Below are 17035 nucleotides of genomic sequence, written 5' to 3' on the forward strand. Positions count from 1 at the left end.
TTTCGAGGAGTGAACATGAGTGAGGACAAGGGTTTCTACTCGATCATCGAGTACGCGGTCGACGGGCCGGAGACCCAGGCGGCGTTGGTGGAGGCGTTCGCCGAGATCCAGGACCGCTGGGTGCGGTTCTACCCGGGCTACGTTTCGGCCCGGTTCCACGCGAGCGTGGACGGGACGCGGGTCGTCAACCTGGTCAGCTGGGCGAGCGAGGCTGACTACCGGCATTTCGAGGAGACGTCCGACACCGAGGGCCGGCTCGCGGCCATCCAGGCGGCGCTCGACGGCCTGCCCGGCGAGGTCGAGTCGCGGGTGAGCGCGAACCCCCGTTACCGCGTCGTCCGGGAGACCGGCCCCGGCCCGCGGGCGGGTGACTGAGGGCCGAAGGTCCCGATCCGGAAAGGACCACGGCCACTTCCGGCCCCGGCTCCCGCGCGAAAGGCTGAGGTGACCTCCACGGGCTAGGGAGCCGCGATGATCCTCACCGAAGCACCGGTCGTCACCGCCGCGCTGGAGGCCGCCGTCCGGGCACCGTCACCCCACAACACCCAGCCGTGGCTCTTCGAAGTCGGATCGGACGTCATCGGCGTAGTCCTCGACGAGGATCGCGTACTCGAGGTCTGCGACCCGGACCGTCGTGAGGCGCGGTTGTCCTGCGGCGCGGCGTTGCTGAACCTCGAACTCGCGATCGCCGTCGCGGGACGCTCCTGCGACGTGGAGTTTCTGCCGGAGAAAGACCGGCCGGAACTGCTGGCCAGGGTGGGGATCGGGCCCCGGCACCGGGCGAGCGCGGCGGAGCAGCGGCTGGCGGCGTCGATCCGCGTGCGGTACAGCAACCGGCGGCCGTTCGCCTCGACCCCGGTGCCCGCCGGAGCCCGGCACGCGGTGCGGCGGGCCGCCGGGGACGAGGGCGCGAAACTGGTCCTGCTCGACGAGGTGGGTCTGCTGGAGGCCGTCGCGGGACTCATCCGGCGGGCGGATCACCTGCAGACCCTCGACGACCGCTTCCAGGCGGAACTCCGGGCGTGGACCAGGGAAAGCGGGGGCAACGACGGCGTCCCGGCCTACGCGGGCGGACCGCGTCCGTCGGGCGGCTTGCTTCCGGTCCGGCATCACGGGGAGAGCGAGCAGGCCCGGGAGTTCGAACGCGATCCGGTCGTCGCGGTGCTGACGACACCGACCGACGGGCCGCTCGCCCAGATCCGGGCCGGACGGGCGATGCAGCGAGCGTTGCTGACGGCGACTTCGCTCGGCCTCAGCGCGTCGTTCTACTCGCAGCCCATGGAGATCCCGTCCGCTCGCGCCGTCCTCCGATCGCTGCTCGGCGAGAACGCGCACCCGCAGGCCGTTTTCCGCCTGGGCTATGGCTTCCCGGGGTCCACCACCCCTCGCCGCCCGGTCGGCGACGTCCTCCGGATCATGCGGTAGAGGGCTCGGATCCCGAAGGCCACGAGCAGCCCGAGGACGGCCAGCCCGAACGGGCGCAGCGTGATCGTCCAAGGCCACGTCTCGCCGTCCAGCGTGAGATGTCCCGTCTCGTACTCCAAGGTCCTGGCCGTCCACCGCGTGGTCGCGGTGTCGGTGGTGCGCACCAGGTCTTCGAGTACGGCGTCGAACGGGAACCCGGGCCCGGCGTGCAGGTACACCGGTGAGAGCGCGGAGTACCGATCGGCGGCGTGACTCGCGGCGGCGTCCGCGCCGGGCACGACGAGCCGGTCTTCAGCCGTCGGCGTGCCGCGTGGGACGAAGGTCAGGCCGTGCCGGGACCGGATCGGCGCGCCGTCGAGACCGACGGCCGTCGTCTCGACCGCCAGCGACTGGCCGTAGGTGTCGAACACCGCGGCGAGTTCGAGTTCCCGTACCCCGGGAGTCAGCAGGACCCCCAGCATCTGCTTGTCCCACCGGAACGCGGTGTTGAACCCGACGACGGTGTCCGCCGCGTCGAAGCTGTTCTGCGTCATCGGCGCGCTCGAACCGGGGGAGTAGTGGGCCCAGCCGACGGCTTCGGCCGCCTTCCGGGCGGTCTCGGTGCCGGCGAACCGCTCGGTGACGTGGAGCGCCCCGTCGATCCCGGAGAGGATGCCCGCCGTGGTCACGATGTTCCCGTCGTCGACGTAGCGCGTGCCGCGGATCCAGTTGACGGCGGGGAATTCGTCGTCGAACCCGCCGATGCGGATCCAGTGCGCGGTGGCCTGCCGCCCGTCGAGGAGCCCGGCCGAGGCGAGGACGCCCGAACCGTTGCAGACGCTCATGATCAGCGAGCCCCGCGACGACTGCCGCTTCAGCCACTCGGTCACCGGCCGCGTGGTCGGCTCGCCGAGATCCGGCAACGCGGGTATCACCACGACGTCCGGGGCTTTCGACGAGAGCAGCCGATCGAGATCGGCGAAACCGAGATCCGGGCTGAGATCGAGACCGCCGGTCAAGGGGACCGGCCGGGCCTGCGGCGCGACCGTGTAGACGTTGAACGCGCCGGACGCCGCCAGGACTTCGTACGGTGCGAGCGCGTCGGAGACGACGGCGCCTTCGTTCCCGACGACGACCACCGCGGTCGGCTTGGCGGGATCGTGCGCCTTGGGTGTCGGCGGCGGCGCGACCCCGTCGGTTCTCTGCGTGTAGCGGTTCTCGAAGCTGGCGCTGAGCGTGACGGCACCGAGTGTGACCGGCAGGGCCAGCGCGGCGACGGTGAACGCCAGCACGGTCAGCGTGACACGGACGAAGGATCGCATGGTCAGGCTCCGTACTCGGCGCGGCGGCGGAACATGGCGGCGAGCATCGCGGGCACCATCAGCACGTGCCCGGCCGTCATCAGGGTCGATCCCGAGATCAGGCCGGTCCAGAAGAACGGCAGGAACAGCAGATAGGGCACGTACATCGCGGCCGACATCTCCGCGATCGAAGCCCAGCCGTGGCGCCGGATCCGCATCCACAGCGCCATGCCGAGCGACATGTTCGTCGCCATCACCAGCGCGTTCGCGGTCACGTTCCCGGTGAGGCCCGGCCACAGGAACGACCAGACCGGTTCGAGGACGATCATCCCGGCCACCATCGAGATCAGCATCTCCACGGCGTGGCGGGTGAAGTGCAGGACGGCCTGCTTGCGGGTCTTCTGTTCGGTCGTGTGGTTCATTTCCGGCTCCCTCGGTCGTTGCGACGGGAGCAATGGTCGGCCGCGGCGGGGCACGAGGGCAGGTGCCGGAAGTCATGCGCGAGGTCATGTGACCGGTGTTCAGTCACGCGAGTCACGTCCCTGATCACGCGAGTCACGCCTTTACTCACGGACTTCCGACCGGAGTAGGTACGCAACGCTCAGAACAGGCCGAGTTCCTTCGCGCGCAGGGCTGCCTGGGTGCGATCCCGTACCTGGAGTTTGGACAGGACACTCGTCACGAGGTTCTTCACCGTGCCCTCGGCGAGGAACAGCGTCTTGGCGATCTCGCGGTTGCTCCGGCCGTCCGCGAGGAGCCGGACGACCTCCAGTTCCCGTTCCGAAAGCGGTGTCGCCGACGGCCGGGGTGTCTCGGCGGGGAGCCGGGCCACCCTCGCGACGAGTTTCGCCGCGACGGAAGGCTGCAGTACGGATTCGCCTCGTTCGGCCGCGACCAGCGCTTCGACGAGCCGCGTCGACGAGACGTCCTTGAGCAGATAGCCGACGGCGCCCGCGCGCAACGCGGCGAACACGTCTTCGTCGTCGTCGAACGTCGTCAGTGCCAGGACGCGCACGCCGGGCTGCTCGGCCCGAAGCCGCGCGGTGGCCGCGATTCCGTCCAGCACGGGCATCCGCAGATCCATCAACGCGACGTCGGGGCGGAGTTCGGCGCAGAGCCGCACGGCCTCCTCGCCGTTCGCCGCCTCGCCGACGACGTCGATCTCGGGCTGGACTTCCAGCAGGGTCGCCAAGGCCTCGCGGAACAACGCCTGGTCGTCGACGATCAGCACGCGGACGGTCATCCCGGCACCTCCACGGTGAGCGTCAGGCCCTGGCCTTCGGTGGAGTCGACGGAGACCCGGCCGCCGAGGCCGGCGACCCGCTCGCGGAGCCCGACAAGACCGAAACCCTTGTCCGATGGGGAATCCGCGGCGATCCCGAGACCGTCGTCGCGGACTTCGAGGCGGACGAGATCGGCGAGCGCGTAGTCGAGCACCACGGTCGCGGCCTTGGCCCGCGCGTGCTTGCGCACGTTGGTCAGTCCCTCCTGCGCCGCCCGGAACAGCGACTCCTCGACGTCGGGGCGGATGTCCCGTGCGGTGCCCTTGACCTCGAACCCGGTCGGCACACCCGCCGCGGAAGCCTCGTCCGTCAGCGTCCGCAACGAGTCCATGAGCGGCTCGGAGCGCGGCTCCCGCAACGCCGACACCGAGCGCCGGACCTCCGCCAGCGCCTCACGCGACTGATCCTGTGCCTTGGCGAGCATCCCGTCGGCCCGCTCCGTGTCGCCGGTGCCGATCACCGCGCGGGCGGCCTGCAACATCATCTGGACGACCGTGAGGTGATGGCCGAGCCCGTCGTGGATGTCGCGCGCGAGCCGGTTGCGCTCCTGGATCGTCGCGAGCTGTTCGGCCTGGGCGGCGTGGTCGCGAAGACGTTCGTGCGCCTCGGCCAGCTCCTCCCGTGCCCGCTTCTCGCGGACGACCAGTTCGGTCACCACGGCGGCGAAGACCATGACCGCCAGCGTCCCGAGCCCCTCGCGGAGGCCGTCCATCGGCGCCATCGGCAGGTGGATGAGCGGGATCACGACCGCGACCCCGAACGCCACCGGCAAGGGCAGCAGCAACACGGTGTGGCAGACGAGGACCACGAGAAGCAGGACCGCCCCGACGGCGGCGCCCGACAGCGAGAACAAGGTGAAGCCGAGCGGTAACTGAACGCAGACGTACACGATCGCCCACGCGCGTCCGTGCTTCTGCACCCAGGGGAAGCCCACGATCGCGATCGCCGCGTAGACCAGTCCGGCGAGGAGCGTCGGCAGCACGAGCGTCTCGTACTTGGCCGAGCCGAGCGGCAACGTCACGTACGCGACGAGGGTCAGCACCGCCAGGGCCCGGTTCACGGACACACCATGCCACGCCTCCCGCTTTTCGTCCTCTGAATGCGGTCCTTGCGTGCGCAACTACCGCATTCAGAGGACGAAATGCGGGGGTCAAGCGATGGTGCTGTTCCGGATTTCGAGCGAGAAGGGGGTTTGGACGTCTTCCGGTTCGAGGTCGCTCCCGCCCGCGATACGGCGGCGCAGCAGATCGACGGCGGCCCGAGCGATCGCCGCCTTGTCCGGCGCGATCGTCGTCAGGGACGGCAGGCTGTACGCGCTCTCCTCGTTGTTGTCGAAACCGACGATCGCCATGTCCGAAGGCACCTGGACGCCGCGTTCGGCCGCGGCGCGAAGGGCGCCGATGGCGAGGAGGTCGTTGAAGCAGAAGACAGCGTCGGGCGGCTCCGGCAGCGCGAGGAGATGCGCCATCGCTTCGGCGCCGTTGGCGCGGTGATACCGCAGCGCGGGCAGGACCAGTTCCGGGATGGGCGTGAGCCCCGCCTCGGCGAGCGCGGAGTGGTAGCCCTCAAGCCGCTGCGCGGCGGTATGGCGTTGCGGATGCGCCCCGATCGCGGCGATCCGGCGGCGGCCGAGCGAGATCAGATGCCGCACCGCGATCCGGGCGGCCTGGACGTTGTCGATACCGACGTGGTCTATCGGGACGTCGACGACGTGCTCGCCGAGCATCACCAGCGGGACCCCGGGTGCGAGATCCTCGAAGTCGTTGGTGTGCAACGCCTCCGGGCTGATGATCGCGCCGTCGATCAGATGCGGGCCCAGCGCGGACAGCGCGTTGCGCTCGCGTTCCCTGGTGCCGAGGGTCTGTTCGATGAGGACGTTCCACTCGTGCTCCTGCGCCGCCTGCAGCACCAGACCGGCCAGCTCGCCGAAGTACGGGATGCTCAGCTCGGGCAGCATCAGCCCGAGGAATCCGGTGCGCCCACGGCGGAGGTTGCGGGCACCGAGATTGGGCCGGTATCCGGTCGAGGCCAAGGCCTCCTCGACGCGTTTGCGGTTCTCCGGCTTGACGAAGTCGTAGCCGTTGACCACGTTCGACACGGTCTTGACCGAGACGCCCGCAAGCTTGGCGACGTCCTTGAGCGTGGCCACCCTCGCTCCCCTCCGCAGTGCTCCGGTACAGATCCGGCACAGCCTAGCCGCGCGAACGGCGGATTTACAACGTTGTACCAACGATGTAAATCTGGCATCGTCCCTACGAGTGACATGGGTCACCGCAGATCCGTGTACTCGACTTCCCCGAGGAGCGATCGATGTCCCTGCCCATCCGCCGCACCCTGCTCCTGGTGACCGGCCTCGCGCTCGCGCTGACGGCCTGCACCAGCCGTGAGACCCAGCAATCCGCCCCGTCGGGGGCCGGTCCCGCCGCTTCGGCGGCGCCGAACCAGGCCGCGGGGCCGGGCTGCGCCCGCGAGAAGACCGGCTACCCGCAGGTGGACGTGAAGAACGCGGTCATCGGCTTCTCCCAGTCGGAGAAGGAGGCGAACCCGTTCCGGATCGCCGAAACACAGTCCATCAAGGACGAAGCGAAGAAACTCGGCGTCCCGGACGACAAACTCCTGGTCACCAACGCGCAGAGCGATCTCAACAAGCAGGTCAGCGACATCAAGTCGTTGCTGGACCGGGGTGCGCAGCTGCTCATCGTGGCTCCGCTGAACTCCGACGGCCTCCAGCCCGCCCTCGACGCGGCGAAGGCCAAGAAGGTCCCGGTCATCACGATCGACCGCAAGGTGACGTCGCAGCCGTGCACCGATTACCTGACCTTCATCGGCTCGAACTTCGTCGAGCAGGGCAAGCGAGCGGCGCAGGAGATGGTGAAGGCCACCGGCGGCACCGGCAAGGTCGCGATCCTGCTCGGCGCGTCCGGCAACAACGTGACCACGGACCGCACCAAGGGTTTCAAGGACGAGATCGCCGCGACCACGGGCATCCAGGTCGTCGCCGAGCAGACCGGCGAGTTCGACCGCTCCAAGGGGCAGGCGGTCATGGAGCAGCTCATCCAGAGCAACCCCGAGATCACCGCGGTCTACGCCGAGAACGACGAGATGGGCATCGGCGCGGTCACCGCGCTCAAGGCCGCGGGCAAGACGCCGGGCAAGGACGTCAAGATCGTCTCGATCGACGGCACCCGCAACGCCGTCCAGCTCATCGCCGACGGCAGCTACAACGCGGTGATCGAGTCCAACCCGCGTTTCGGTCCGCTCGCCTTCTCGACGTTGCAGGACTTCGCCGCCGGCAAGGAGATCCCGCCGACCGTCGTGATCTCCGACGACCAGTACGACTCGGCGAACGCCGCGCAGAAGCTCGGAAACGCGTACTGACGATGGAACCGGTTCTCGAGGTCGAAGGCGTGACGAAGACGTTCGCCGGGGTGCGCGCGCTCGACGACGTGTCGTTCGCGCTGCGACCGGGCGAGGTGCACGCGCTGGTGGGCGAGAACGGCGCCGGCAAGTCGACGCTGATCAAGGTGCTCACCGGCGTGCACAAGCCGGATTCCGGCACGATCCACGCGCGGGGCGCGATCTCCACGATCTACCAGGAGGTCAACCTCATCCCGCTGATGAGCGTGGCCGGCAACGTGTACCTCGGCCGTGAGCCGAGGAAGCGGTTCGGGCTGGTCGACTGGGCGCGGATGAACTCCGACGCGGCGGCCCTGCTTGCGGACTACGGCATCGACGCCGACGTCCGTCGTCCACTCGGGACACTCGGCGTCGGCGCGCAGCAGATGGTCGCGCTGGCCCGCGCGGTGTCGGTCGACGCCGACGTCGTGATCATGGACGAGCCGACGTCTTCGCTGGAACCGCGCGAGGTCGAGACGCTGTTCGAGGTCATCGGCAGGCTGCACGAACGCGGGATCGCGATCGTGTACGTCAGCCACCGCATGGACGAGCTGTACCGGATCTGCGAACGCGTCACGGTGCTGCGGGACGGCAGGCGAGTCCACACCGGACCGCTCGCCGACCTGCCGCGGCTGGAACTGGTGTCGATGATGCTCGGCCGCAGCGTCGGCGACATCCGCTCGCACGGCGCGACGGCCTTCGAGGGTGACCATGAGGCGGGCCGGGAACCGGTGCTGCGCGCGGAGAACCTCACCAGCGGCAACCGGCTGGGCGGTGTCTCGGTGGAGATCAAACCAGGGGAGATCGTCGGTCTCGCGGGGCTGCTCGGCTCCGGCCGCACGGAGACCGCGCGGGCGATCGTCGGCGATCTGCCACTCTCGGGCGGCACGGTGCTCGTCGGCGGAAAGCAAGTGCAGCAAGGGAATGTGGCGGCCGCGATGCGCGCGGGCGTCAGCATGCTCGCCGAGGACCGCAAGACCGAAGGCATCATCCCGCATCTGTCCGTGCGGGAGAACATCGTGCTCGCCGCGTTGCCGAAGCTGTCCCGTTTCGGTCTGGTCAGCCGGGCCCGGCAGGACAGGATCGTCGACACGTTCGTGAAACGCCTGCGGATCAAGGTGTCGAGCCCGGACCAGAAGGTCGCCGAGCTCTCCGGCGGCAACCAGCAGAAGGTACTGCTGGCCCGCTGGCTCTGCACCGAGCCGAAGGTGCTGCTGCTCGACGAGCCGACCCGGGGTATCGACGTCGGCGCGAAGGCCGAGGTGCAGGCGCTCATCGACGAACTCGCGAAAGAAGGGCTCGCCGTCCTGCTGATCTCGTCGGAGATGGAAGAGCTCCTCGACGGAGCGGACCGGCTGGTCGTGCTCAAGGACGGTGCGGTGGTCGGGGAACTCGCGGGGGAGCAGCTGACGCAGGGCCACGTGCTGGCCGCGATCGCTTCAGGTGGCGCGGAATGACCAGTACCCAGCGGAGAACGGAGGAACCGGGACCCACCATGACGGACACGGCGAAAACGGTGGACCGGACCCGCGTGGCGCGGTGGCTGCAGGAGTACGGCGTGTACGTCGCCGTCGTCGCGCTCGTGCTGTTCAACATCGCGTTCACGGCGAACTTCCTGACCGTCGGCAACTTCCGCACCCAGCTCATCCAGGCCGCGCCGGTACTGGTGGTCGCGCTCGGGATGGCGCTGGTGATCGGCACCGAAGGCGTCGACCTGTCGGTGGGCGCGGTGATGGCGCTCTCGGCCGCGCTCGTCCCGCTGTACCTCGGCGCCGGGACCCTGCCGGCGGTGGCGGTCGCGCTCGCGGCGGGGCTGGCCGCGGGGACGCTGAACGGGGTGCTCGTCGCCAAAGTCGGGATCCAGCCGATCGTGGCGACACTCGCCTTGCTCGTCGGCGGGCGCGGGCTCGCGCTCGTCCTCGCCGACGGCCAGCTGATCCAGCTGCACGATCCGGATTTCCTCGCGCTCGGCAACGGCGAGGTGCTCGGGATCCCGGTGAGCGTGCTCATCGCGGCCGTACTGGCCGTGCTGGTGGCGGCGCTGGTCGGGAAGACGGCGTTCGGCAGGCGGCTCGTCGCCATCGGCGGCAACCGGCGGGCCAGCGTGCTCGCCGGGCTGCCGGTCAACCGGGTCCTCATCGGCGTCTACGCCATCTGCGGCTTGCTGGCGGCGTTGGCCGGGGTGCTCTCCACCGCCCGGCTCGGCGCCGGCGACCCCGCGGACGCCGGATTGCTGATGGAACTGTCCGCGATCACCGCGGTCGTGGTCGGCGGCACCCCGCTGACCGGCGGCCGTGTCCGCATCCTCGGCACGGTGATGGGTGTCCTGCTCATGCAGCTCGTCCGCGCCACGCTCATCAAGCACAACCTGCCGGATTCGACCGCGCAGATGATCCAGGCCGCGATCATCGTCGGCGCGGTGTACGTCGCACGGGAACGGAGCAGCCGATGACCGCGGCGCCCACGATGGCCGCCCAGGACTCCACCCGGCGCGAGCTCATGACCGGGGTCCTGCAGAAACAGGGCGCGGCGATCGCGCTGGTGCTCATGGTCGCCGTCGCGTGGCTGCTGTTCCCGCGTTTCGGCAGCCTGGACAACCTGCGCGACATCGCGTTGCAGAGCTCGTTCCTCGCGATCATCGCGCTCGGGATGACGTTCGTGATCATCACCGGCGGGATCGACCTCTCGGTGGGGTCGGTCTACGCGCTCGGCGGGGTCCTCGCGGCTTACGGGTCGCAATGGGGTTTCCTCGTCGCGTTGCTGCTGCCTCTGGCGGTGTGCGGGCTGATCGGCCTGATCAACGGGTTGCTCGTCGCGAAGACCGGGATGGCGCCGTTCATCGTCACGCTCGCATCGCTGCTGTTCGCCCGCGGGCTGCTGCTCGCGATCACCACCGAGGGCGCGACGACGTACAAGATCCCGGAGGGCGAGGCGTTCGTCGAACTCGGGCGCGGCACGCTGTTCGGGTTCGGCTATCCGGTGTTCATCGCGGCGGCGCTGTGCCTGATCGGCGGGCTCCTGCTGCGGCGGACCCGGTTCGGGCAAGCGGTGTTCGCGACCGGCGGCTCGGAGCAGTCCGCGAAGCTGATGGGGCTGCCGGTGGCGCGCACCAAGGTCACCGTCTATGTGATGAGCGGGGTGCTTTCCGGGCTCGCGGGCGCGCTGACCGCGGCCTACCTGCAATCCGGTGTCACGGTGATCGGCGTCGGCCTCGAACTCGACGCCATCTCCGTCGTCGTCATCGGCGGCACCCTGCTGACCGGCGGGATGGGCACGATTCTCGGAACGGTCATCGGCGTGGGCATCCGAACGGTCATCCAGAACGTCATCAACCAGATAGGAACTCTCGACAGCAACTACCAGTCGGTGGTCAGCGGTGCGTTCCTGCTGGTGGTCGTTGTTCTGCAGCGGTCACTGGCGCGCACGACCGCCAGGAGATAGGGGAGATCGCATGCACCGAAGAACCGCGCGCGCCCTGAGCGTCGTGGCCGGTCTGCTGGCCGCCGCGACGACACTCGTTCCCGTCGCTCAAGCCGCTCCCGTACCGCTACCGACCCCGTGGACGGACCAGGTCTCGCCGTCGAACGCGCTGCCCGAGTACCCGCGCCCGCAGCTGGTGCGCTCGGAATGGCTCAACCTCAACGGAACCTGGGGTTTCACCGGTGCGCCGAACCTGAATTCGCCGCCGATCGGCAGGCCGTTGAGCGAAAACGTACTCGTGCCTTACCCGATCGAGTCGATGCTTTCGGGGATCAAACGGCATGAGGACAACATGTTCTACCGGCGGACGTTCACCGTTCCGTCCACTTGGGACGGTCGCCGGGTGAAGCTCAACTTCGGCGCCGTCACCTGGGAGACCAAGGTGTGGGTCAACGGGACGTCGATCGGGAGCCACGCCGGTGGTTTCGACGCCTTCTCCTTCGACATCACCCCGGCGCTGAAGGCGGGGGAGAACGAGATCGTCGTCGGCGTCGCGTCGCCGGTCGACGGCAGCCGGTACCCGGTGGGGAAGCAGCGCAAGTCGCCCAGCGGCATCTTCTACACGGCGGCGTCGGGGATCTGGCAGACCGTCTGGCTGGAACCGGTCCGGGCCGAGCACATCACGCGGCTCGACACCACTCCCGACGTCCCCGGCGGCGCGCTCGACCTCGTCGTCCAGGGCACTCCCGGGCAGCAAGCGACCGCCGAAGTGCTTTCAGGCGGCCAAGTGGTCGGCACCGCGACCGGTGCCGTCGGGTCTCATCTGCGGGTCCCGGTGCCGAACGCGCGGCTGTGGTCGCCCGACGACCCGTTCCTCTACGACCTGCGCGTGCGGCTGCCAGGTGGCGACGTCGTCACCGGATACTTCGGCATGCGTTCGCTGGGCAAGGCGATGGTCGGCGGCGTGATGCGGCCGCTGCTCAACGGCAAGTTCGTCTTCCAGCTGGGCACGCTCGACCAGGGCTACTGGCCGGACGGCATCTACACCGCGCCGACCGACGAGGCATTGCGGTTCGACCTCGAACGCCAGAAGGCCCTGGGCTTCAACATGGTCCGCAAGCACATCAAGGTCGAGCCGGCGCGATGGTTCTACCACGCCGACAAACTGGGGCTGATGGTCTGGCAGGACATGCCGTCGCTCGACTCGATCGACGAAGTCCCGAACGGGCACGCGAACTACGAATCCGAACTACGGCGGATGATCGAGCAGCACAAGGGCATCACCTCGATCGTGCAGTGGGTGCCGTTCAACGAAGGCTGGGGTGAGTACGACGCCGGTCGCATCGTGGATCTGGTGCGCTCGATCGACGACACCCGGCTGATCAACCACAACTCCGGGTCGAACTGCTGTGTGTCCGATCCGGATCCGGGCAACGGCGACGTGATCGACGACCACGCGTACCAGGTCTCCACCGGCACGAGGCAACCCGACGCGCGAAGGATCGCGGTGCTGGGGGAGTACGGCGGCCTCGGGCGACGCGTCACCGGGCACGAATGGGAACCGGGCAAGGGCTTCGCGTACGGCGCGCTGTATCCGGACGAGACGTCGCTGACGAACCGGTACGTCGAGATCACCAAACAGGTCGGGCGGTTCGTGCACGGACGGGGGCTTTCCGCGTCGGTCTACACCGAACCGTACGACGTCGAGAACGAGGTCAACGGCTTCTACACCTACGACCGCCGCGTGCTGAAGATGTCCGAAGCGCGGGTGCGCGAGATCAACCAGAAGGTGCTCGCCATCGCCAAGGGCACCGAGGTCGGCCGGGGCGAACTCCTGTCGCTTCGGGTCACGACGGCCGGGTACACGGATCGCTATCTGCGGCATCAGGACGACTTCGTCCGCACGGATGTCCTCGGTGAAGGCAGCGCGGACCTCGGGAAGAAGGACGCGACGTTCTGGGCCCGGCAGGGACTGGCCGACGCGTCGTGCCTGTCGTTCGAGTCGCGGAACTACCCCGGGCACTTCCTGCGCCACGCGTCGTCGCGGATCCGCAAGGACGCGAACGACGGTTCGGCGCAGTTCGCCGGGGACGCGACGTTCTGCGCGAGGGAAGGCGCCGGGGGAACAGCACTGGAGTCGTTCAACCAGCCCGGTGCCTTCATCCGCCACTACGCCGCGACCGTCTATCTCGCGCGCAGCGGCGGGCCGAACCCGTGGGACACGCCGTCGAGCTTCGCCGCGGACACGACGTGGGCGGCGACGATCCCGCTCTGGCGAAGTGGTGCTGATCTGCCGCTGGACCAGGCGCGGTCGTTCAAGGTGACCACGCCCGGCTTCACGGACCGCTTCCTGCGGCATCGTGACGGCCTCGCGCGGACGGACGTGGTGAACGCGGGGAGCGCGGCTCTGCTGAAGGCGGACGCGACGTTCGTCGTGCGGCGCGGTCTCGCGGATCCGTCGTGCTACTCGCTGGAGGCGCGGAACTATCCGGGCAATTTCCTGCGGCACGCGGACTTCCGGGTGCGGCTGAACGGGAACGACAACACCGACCTGTTCCGGAAGGACGCGACGTTCTGCGCCCAGCCCGGGGCCGGCGGCGTGCGGCTGGCGTCGGTGAACGAACTGGGCACGAACATGCGGCACTACGCCGAGGAGGTCTACGTCGCCACCAGCGGCGGCGGCCACCCGTTCGACAACCCGGTCTCGTACGACCAGGACGTCACGTGGGCGGTCTCCGCGCCCTGGGCTCCGTAATGGATCTCGTGCGTGGCGCAGACGGTTAGCGCCACCGCGTCCTCTTTCGCTGGTCCGAAGTCCGTGAAGGCCTCCTTGAGGGACTCTGGGTCCCTCAAGGAGGCCTTCACGGACTGGACACATAGGCGCGGCGTGAGCGAAGGCGTGACTCACGTGATCAGAGACGTGACTCGCGTGATTGGAGGCCGCACTCGGGGTGTTCCGCCTCTGATCACGCGAGTTCCGTCTTCGATCACGTGAGTGCGGTGCCACCTTAAGTACCTACTGGACATTTGGCTGTGGCTGATCGCGGGTCGGGTCCGTGAAGGCCTCCTTGCCTACCTTGAGGGTAGTGAAGGGGGCCTTCATGTACTTCAGGTGCCCAACCCTCGGTAACCTTGCCTCCATGACCGGCCCGGACACCCCCGCCTCCTTCAAGCTCGCGTACGTCCCCGGCGTGACGCCCTCGAAGTGGGTCCGGATCTGGGACGAGCGGTCACCCGACGTCCCGCTCGAGCTCGTCCAGACGACGGCCGCCGAGGCGGTCGGGCTCGTCCGGGAGCGTGAGGTGGATGCCGTCCTGCTGCGGCTCCCGATCGACCGTGAGGGCCTGCACGCGATCCCGCTCTACACCGAGACGACGGTCGTAGTGGTCCCGAAAGACCACCTGGTCGCCGCCGCGGACGAGGTCTCCGTGGACGACATCGCCGACGAAATCGTGCTGCACCCGCTCGACGACACGCTGGACTGGAACACGCCGCCGGGGAAGCCCGCGCTGGAGCGGCCGGCCACCACCGCGGACGCCATCGAGCTGGTCGCCGCCGGGGTCGGGCTCCTGATCGTCCCGCAGTCGCTCGCGCGGCTGCACCATCGGCGTGACCTGACCTACCGTCCGATCTCCGGCACTCCGGAATCCGGGGTCGCGCTGTCCTGGCCGGACGACGAGACCACCGACCTGATGGAGCAGTTCATCGGGATCGTCCGCGGCCGGACGGTCAACAGCACGCGCGGTCGGCAGCAGGCCCAGGAAAAGCAAGCGCCGGCGAAGAAGGCCCCGGTCAAGGGCAACCGTCCCCAGGCCGGCGGCCGGAAGCCGCAGTCGGGGAATCGCCGCGCTCCCCAGGGCGGGAAACGCGGCAAGCCCCGTCGTCGCGGCTAGCCTCCGCCCGCGCCGGGTCACGGAGGGTGTCGCGAAAGCCACTTTCGGGACATCAGACGTCGCGAAAGTGGCTTTCGCGACGCGATCGCCGAACTAGCGGGGCCGACCGAAGAAGGGGTTGCGAAAGCCACTTTCGCAACCTTCAACGTTGCGAAAGTGGCTTTCGCAACCCCTGCCGGCTCGGCAAACCCCGTCGTCGCGGCTAGCTTTCGGTGCGGGCGGCCTTGAGCCGCGCCTCCTCCTTGCGGACCTCGGCCTGGGTCTCGCGCTCCCGCTGCAGCCAGTCGGGGTTTTCGGACTTGACCGCGTCGATCTCCTCGGTGGTGAGGGCGCCGGTGATCCCGCCGCGCGCCAGACCGCTGATCGAGACGCCCAGTTTCGCCGCGATGACCGGGCGCGGATGCGGACCGTTGCGGCGCAGGTCCCGCAGCCACTCGGGCGGCTCGGTCTGCAGTGCGTTCAGCTCGTCGCGGGAGACGACACCCTCCTGGAACTCCGCCGGGGTTGCCTCCAGGTACACACCCAGCTTCTTCGCCGCTGTCGCGGGCTTCATCGTTTGAGGGGTTTTCTGCGACGTCATTGCTTCAGGGTAACGAGCGGCCCGGACACCACCGATCACACCCGGTGATCAGCCCTCGGCCTGGTCTTCCAGAAGGTTCGGCAGTGGGCGCCCCGGCTCGCGGACGCCGGACGGGTCACCGCCGCCGGTGATCCAGACGGTCACCACGCTCCACCGCGGCAGTCGTGTCCCGGCGGCGGGCACCTGCGCGACGACGAGGCCGTTCAGGAGGGGATGCGGGCTGTCCGGATCGGGGCCCTGCAGCGACAGTCCCGCGTCGTGCCCGGACAGCCAGGCGTCGAGCGCCTGCTTTCCCACGAAGTCCGGCACCACGGCCACGGTTCCTCACCCACGGCCAGAGTACCGTCAGCCGCCCTTTGCCGGGAGGGTCACGACGCCGAATCCGGTGAGCACCGCGGCCACGGCGACCGCGGCGAGGACGACCCACGCGATCGGATGCCCGAGGTTGAGCGTCCAGTAGGTCCCGACCCGCCGGTGCACCAGCAGCGCCGGATCGTTCCGGTTCAGGTAGACCATCCCGGCCGCGTACCAGTGGCGGTCGTCGTCGCGTTGTTCGTAGCGGGTCTCCGGTTCGTCGCCGGCGCGCGGCAACCGGTGCCCGGCGTCGCCCGCCCGCACGGTGAAACCGATCCACGCGATGAACGCGGCGGCGAGGGGAAGGTACGCCACGATCGTCACCGGCACCGTCGTATCGACGACACCCCACAGCTGAAGCGAGACGACGAGCAGGGTCGCGTTGACGCAGCCCGCCGAGATCAGCAGGAGTGCGAGCACGCCGTGCAGATACTCCCGGTACCGCGACGCCGACACCGACGGCTGCGCGGCGTCGATCTCCGGCCTGGCCCGTGAGATCGCGACGGTCATGAGCGAGGTCAGCACGATGACCAGGATCTGCGCGAAGACCGTCGAGAAGTCCGTCGCCCCGGTGAACCATCCGCCGGCCACGGTGGCGACGGCGAGCACGACGGCGGGCGTCAGAAGGAGCCACTGTGGACGGACCGGATCCGAGCGCAGCGAGGTGTCGGTGGTGACCGCCTGCCGCGTGCCGGAATACCAGCCTTCCTCGCGTTTCGCGGCAGCGATCGAGCGGTGGGCCAGGCAGCCGAGCAGGGAGTAGATGCCGGCGAGAACGAGCAGGACGACCTCGGGCGTGAGCCAATCGAAGAGGAGCACGACGCAGGCCACGATCGCTCCCGCGCCGATACCCCGGTTGTAGCGGCGCCGGGCGAGGAGGACGACGGCCTCGCCGGAACGCCGGGCCGGGATCCGGACGCCGAAGGGGAGTGTCGGCCGGGCGAGCGCGGGCGCGGAGGCGAAGGCCGCCGCGGTGAACGCGATCAAGGCCAAGTACAGCCAGGTCATCGCCGCGCGCTCACCGCGAAGGAGTCCAACACCGTTTCGCAGCGGCTTGTCACTTCGCGCGGGCCCACGCCGAGAGCGACGGCCTCGGCGAGCAGGGTGCGCAGGCGCTCCTGCCACTCGTCCGCGTAGCCGTCCTCCGCCGGACCGGAGGTCGCGTCCCGCCGGACGACCGCGCCGGTCTTGCGGTTGATGCGGATGAACCCCTGCGTCCGCAGCAGGTCGTAGGCCTTGTTGACGGTGTGGAAGTTGATCGCCAGGTCGGCGCCGAGCTGACGGGTGGAGGGCAGGGCGCTGCCCTCGGCGAGCGTGCCGTCGGCGACGGCTTCGACGATCCGATCGCGGATCTGCTGGTAGATCGGGACCTCGCTGTCGAGGTCGAGAGTCAGCAACACCCGG

General features: G+C 69.2%; 17 protein-coding genes. 8 read left to right on the forward strand and 9 right to left on the reverse strand.

Annotated features, from left to right (window positions below; all coding sequences use genetic code 11):
• The first annotated feature begins 15 nt into the window (after nucleotides 1–15).
• Together AJAP_RS17700 and AJAP_RS17705 are read left to right on the forward strand one after the other, a co-directional pair.
• Nucleotides 16–375 carry an antibiotic biosynthesis monooxygenase gene (locus AJAP_RS17700; protein ID WP_038513069.1) on the forward strand — a complete coding sequence of 120 codons (360 nt, stop codon included), beginning with the start codon at nucleotides 16–18 and terminating at the stop codon, nucleotides 373–375.
• A gap of 96 nt (nucleotides 376–471) precedes the next feature.
• Nucleotides 472–1425, forward strand: coding sequence for an Acg family FMN-binding oxidoreductase (locus tag AJAP_RS17705; RefSeq protein ID WP_038513071.1), 954 nt, complete (start codon nucleotides 472–474; stop codon nucleotides 1423–1425).
• Here the strand turns inward: AJAP_RS17705 and AJAP_RS17710 are convergent.
• From AJAP_RS17710 to AJAP_RS17730, 5 genes are all read right to left on the reverse strand, one after another.
• Entirely contained in the window at nucleotides 1359–2726 is a 1368-nt protein-coding gene (locus AJAP_RS17710; protein WP_038513074.1) for a DJ-1/PfpI family protein, read from the reverse strand. The two genes, AJAP_RS17705 and AJAP_RS17710, sit on opposite strands and share 67 nt — an antisense overlap.
• 2 nt (nucleotides 2727–2728) lie before the next feature.
• Entirely contained in the window at nucleotides 2729–3127 is a 399-nt protein-coding gene (locus AJAP_RS17715; protein ID WP_038513077.1) for a hypothetical protein, read from the reverse strand.
• Between the two features lie 179 nt (nucleotides 3128–3306).
• Nucleotides 3307–3948 (reverse strand): response regulator, encoded by a 642-nt coding sequence (locus tag AJAP_RS17720; protein WP_038513080.1) that lies wholly within the window; start codon nucleotides 3946–3948, stop codon nucleotides 3307–3309.
• Nucleotides 3945–5048, reverse strand: coding sequence for a sensor histidine kinase (locus AJAP_RS17725; RefSeq protein WP_174492029.1), 1104 nt, complete (start codon nucleotides 5046–5048; stop codon nucleotides 3945–3947). The genes AJAP_RS17720 and AJAP_RS17725 overlap by 4 nt, the downstream gene beginning before the upstream one ends.
• Before the next feature lie 90 nt (nucleotides 5049–5138).
• Nucleotides 5139–6137 carry a LacI family DNA-binding transcriptional regulator gene (locus AJAP_RS17730; RefSeq protein ID WP_038513086.1) on the reverse strand — a complete coding sequence of 333 codons (999 nt, stop codon included), beginning with the start codon at nucleotides 6135–6137 and terminating at the stop codon, nucleotides 5139–5141.
• 161 nt (nucleotides 6138–6298) lie between these two features.
• On the opposite strand from AJAP_RS17730, the gene AJAP_RS17735 reads away from it, so the two are divergent.
• The 6 genes from AJAP_RS17735 (at nucleotide 6299) to AJAP_RS17760 (ending at nucleotide 14697) form a co-directional block, all read left to right on the forward strand.
• On the forward strand, nucleotides 6299–7366 hold the full coding sequence (locus AJAP_RS17735) for an ABC transporter substrate-binding protein (RefSeq protein WP_038513089.1): 1068 nt from the start codon (nucleotides 6299–6301) through the stop codon (nucleotides 7364–7366).
• A 2-nt stretch (nucleotides 7367–7368) separates the two neighbouring features.
• Complete coding sequence (locus AJAP_RS17740; protein WP_038513093.1) at nucleotides 7369–8841, forward strand: sugar ABC transporter ATP-binding protein; 1473 nt, start codon at nucleotides 7369–7371, stop codon at nucleotides 8839–8841.
• Between the two features lie 38 nt (nucleotides 8842–8879).
• Nucleotides 8880–9836, forward strand: coding sequence for an ABC transporter permease (locus AJAP_RS17745; RefSeq protein WP_037338443.1), 957 nt, complete (start codon nucleotides 8880–8882; stop codon nucleotides 9834–9836).
• A complete protein-coding gene (locus AJAP_RS17750) occupies nucleotides 9833–10825 on the forward strand; it encodes an ABC transporter permease (protein WP_038513096.1) in 993 nt (330 codons plus the stop codon). The genes AJAP_RS17745 and AJAP_RS17750 overlap by 4 nt, the downstream gene beginning before the upstream one ends.
• A gap of 10 nt (nucleotides 10826–10835) precedes the next feature.
• On the forward strand, nucleotides 10836–13559 hold the full coding sequence (locus tag AJAP_RS17755) for an AbfB domain-containing protein (protein WP_038513099.1): 2724 nt from the start codon (nucleotides 10836–10838) through the stop codon (nucleotides 13557–13559).
• A 385-nt stretch (nucleotides 13560–13944) separates the two neighbouring features.
• Nucleotides 13945–14697, forward strand: a complete 753-nt coding sequence (locus AJAP_RS17760; RefSeq protein WP_038513102.1) for a LysR family substrate-binding domain-containing protein — start codon at nucleotides 13945–13947, stop codon at nucleotides 14695–14697.
• Between the two features lie 202 nt (nucleotides 14698–14899).
• Here the strand turns inward: AJAP_RS17760 and AJAP_RS17765 are convergent, their stop codons facing one another.
• The 4 genes from AJAP_RS17765 to AJAP_RS17780 form a co-directional block, all read right to left on the reverse strand.
• On the reverse strand, nucleotides 14900–15250 hold the full coding sequence (locus AJAP_RS17765) for a DUF5997 family protein (protein WP_084098217.1): 351 nt from the start codon (nucleotides 15248–15250) through the stop codon (nucleotides 14900–14902).
• 75 nt (nucleotides 15251–15325) lie between these two features.
• Nucleotides 15326–15595, reverse strand: coding sequence for a PASTA domain-containing protein (locus tag AJAP_RS17770; protein ID WP_038513108.1), 270 nt, complete (start codon nucleotides 15593–15595; stop codon nucleotides 15326–15328).
• 27 nt (nucleotides 15596–15622) lie between these two features.
• A complete protein-coding gene (locus AJAP_RS17775; RefSeq protein WP_038513110.1) occupies nucleotides 15623–16639 on the reverse strand; it encodes a DUF1648 domain-containing protein in 1017 nt (338 codons plus the stop codon).
• Entirely contained in the window at nucleotides 16636–17031 is a 396-nt protein-coding gene (locus tag AJAP_RS17780; protein WP_037338426.1) for a GntR family transcriptional regulator, read from the reverse strand. The genes AJAP_RS17775 and AJAP_RS17780 overlap by 4 nt, the downstream gene beginning before the upstream one ends.
• Nucleotides 17032–17035 lie beyond the last annotated feature (4 nt).

Origin of the sequence: Amycolatopsis japonica, assembly GCF_000732925.1 — a bacterium.
GTDB lineage: Bacteria > Actinomycetota > Actinomycetes > Mycobacteriales > Pseudonocardiaceae > Amycolatopsis > Amycolatopsis japonica.

Bases quoted from the DNA above. Each gene is read 5' to 3' on its own strand.
- AJAP_RS17700 (WP_038513069.1), top strand. From the start codon at position 16: ATGAGTGAGGACAAGGGTTTCTACTCGATCATCGAGTACGCGGTCGAC.
- AJAP_RS17705 (WP_038513071.1), top strand. From the start codon at position 472: ATGATCCTCACCGAAGCACCGGTCGTCACCGCCGCGCTGGAGGCCGCC.
- AJAP_RS17710 (WP_038513074.1), bottom strand. From the start codon at position 2,726: ATGCGATCCTTCGTCCGTGTCACGCTGACCGTGCTGGCGTTCACCGTC.
- AJAP_RS17715 (WP_038513077.1), bottom strand. From the start codon at position 3,127: ATGAACCACACGACCGAACAGAAGACCCGCAAGCAGGCCGTCCTGCAC.
- AJAP_RS17720 (WP_038513080.1), bottom strand. From the start codon at position 3,948: ATGACCGTCCGCGTGCTGATCGTCGACGACCAGGCGTTGTTCCGCGAG.
- AJAP_RS17735 (WP_038513089.1), top strand. From the start codon at position 6,299: ATGTCCCTGCCCATCCGCCGCACCCTGCTCCTGGTGACCGGCCTCGCG.
- AJAP_RS17740 (WP_038513093.1), top strand. From the start codon at position 7,369: ATGGAACCGGTTCTCGAGGTCGAAGGCGTGACGAAGACGTTCGCCGGG.
- AJAP_RS17745 (WP_037338443.1), top strand. From the start codon at position 8,880: ATGACGGACACGGCGAAAACGGTGGACCGGACCCGCGTGGCGCGGTGG.
- AJAP_RS17750 (WP_038513096.1), top strand. From the start codon at position 9,833: ATGACCGCGGCGCCCACGATGGCCGCCCAGGACTCCACCCGGCGCGAG.
- AJAP_RS17755 (WP_038513099.1), top strand. From the start codon at position 10,836: ATGCACCGAAGAACCGCGCGCGCCCTGAGCGTCGTGGCCGGTCTGCTG.
- AJAP_RS17760 (WP_038513102.1), top strand. From the start codon at position 13,945: ATGACCGGCCCGGACACCCCCGCCTCCTTCAAGCTCGCGTACGTCCCC.
- AJAP_RS17765 (WP_084098217.1), bottom strand. From the start codon at position 15,250: ATGAAGCCCGCGACAGCGGCGAAGAAGCTGGGTGTGTACCTGGAGGCA.
- AJAP_RS17775 (WP_038513110.1), bottom strand. From the start codon at position 16,639: ATGACCTGGCTGTACTTGGCCTTGATCGCGTTCACCGCGGCGGCCTTC.